At 69.1% G+C, this 1,118-nt stretch carries 1 protein-coding gene; it reads left to right on the plus strand.

Annotated elements, in window-relative coordinates:
- The first annotated feature begins 443 nt into the window (after positions 1 to 443).
- Positions 444 to 1,070, plus strand: a complete 627-nt coding sequence (locus QH283_RS17275) for a riboflavin synthase (protein WP_280504020.1) — start codon at positions 444 to 446, stop codon at positions 1,068 to 1,070.
- Positions 1,071 to 1,118: the final 48 nt, after the last annotated feature.

Below are 1,118 nucleotides of genomic sequence, written 5' to 3' on the forward strand. Positions count from 1 at the left end.
GACGTGGCCGGGGTCGGCGGCGATTGTCTCGCCGGTGGTCGTGGCGTCGAGGTCGGTGGTGTCGAGGTCGGTGCGGACGGTCGCGTGTCCGACGGGGTGCTCATGGGTTCTCCGGTCCGATGACGAGGTGGCGCCGAGGCGCGGCCACCCGTCTCGACCGGGCGGTTGACCGTGCGTTCCGGCGGATCGTGAAGAACAAGCGGTCGAGGAGATCGACTCGATAACGATTCTGCATCCATTCTGGATCGCACCGCAAGGAATACGGTAAAGAGACCCTTCGCCCTGTTTTTTTCCTGCCGGACGGACGGTTCGTTCCACGGAGTGGCACGGCGTCGCCGCGATGCGGAAGGTGCGTCGTTAGGCTGAGCCGGGGACCGGGGCCGGGAATAGCGCCCGGAGAAGCGCTGTTACCGGCTGGTAGCAGCACGGACAAGGAGTCAGGGATGTTCACAGGCATCGTCGAGGAACTGGGTGAGGTCGTCGCGGTGGAGCGGCTCGCCGACGCCGCCCGGCTCACGATTCGCGGCAAACTCGTGACCTCCGATGCCGGTCACGGCGACTCCATCGCGGTCAACGGCGTCTGCCTGACCGTCGTCGACCAGCAGGTCGACGGCGACACCTTCACCGTCGACGTCATGCAGGAGACCCTCGATCGCTCCAGCATCGGCGGCCTGACCGAGGGCTCGCCGGTGAACCTGGAACGGGCCGCCGCGCTGAACAGCCGCCTCGGCGGGCACCTGGTGCAGGGCCACGTGGACGGCACCGGCACCGTGCTCGCCCGCACCCCCTCGGAGAACTGGGAGGTGGTGCGGGTGTCGCTGCCCGACGCCATCGCCAGGTACGTGGTGGAGAAGGGCTCCATCACCGTCGACGGCGTCTCCCTCACCGTCTCCGGCCTCGGCCGCGAGGAGACGCCCGCCGCCGACGGGCACCGCGACTGGTTCGAGATCTCGCTGATCCCCACCACTCTCGCCATGACCAACCTCGGCGCCGCCGCTGTCGGCACCAGGGTGAACCTGGAGGTCGACGTCATCGCCAAGTACGTCGAGCGCCTCCAGCAGCGGGGCTGACACCGACCGGCCCCCGCGCCGCGGGACGACCTGCTCGTTCCCCGCGGC

The sequence above is a fragment of the Nocardia farcinica genome (genome assembly GCF_029867845.1).
Taxonomy (GTDB): domain Bacteria; phylum Actinomycetota; class Actinomycetes; order Mycobacteriales; family Mycobacteriaceae; genus Nocardia; species Nocardia farcinica_A.

Bases quoted from the DNA above. Each gene is read 5' to 3' on its own strand.
- QH283_RS17275 (WP_280504020.1), top strand. From the start codon at position 444: ATGTTCACAGGCATCGTCGAGGAACTGGGTGAGGTCGTCGCGGTGGAG.